Annotated in this window: 1 pseudogene; it reads left to right on the forward strand. The window is 61.4% G+C overall.

The features are described 5' to 3' along the window. A pseudogene (locus RTW80_RS28735) lies at positions 1-273 on the forward strand (HoxN/HupN/NixA family nickel/cobalt transporter); the annotation flags it as partial. Positions 274-290: the final 17 nt, after the last annotated feature.

The following is a 290-nucleotide window of genomic DNA, read 5'->3' on the forward strand; positions in this document are numbered from 1 at the left end:
GCGTTTAACAAGCCGCAGCGCAAGCTGTACTACAACATGACCATCACCGGGACTTCGGTGGTGGTGGCGCGGTTTATTGGCGGCCTGGAAGCGCTGGGTCTGCTGATGGACAAGTTCTCCCTCAGCGGCGGCGGGTGGGATCTGATTGGCGCGGTGAACGATAACCTGGGCGACGCCGGATTTGTGGTGGTCGGGCTGTTTGTCGCCTGCTGGCTGATCTCGATGGCGAACTATCGCTGGCGCGGTTATGACGCGCTGGTGGTGCGCCCCTGACGCTGAAAGTGTAGCGA

The organism is Escherichia sp. AM3 (assembly GCF_032029835.1).
Taxonomy (GTDB): Bacteria; Pseudomonadota; Gammaproteobacteria; order Enterobacterales; family Enterobacteriaceae; genus Escherichia; species Escherichia coli.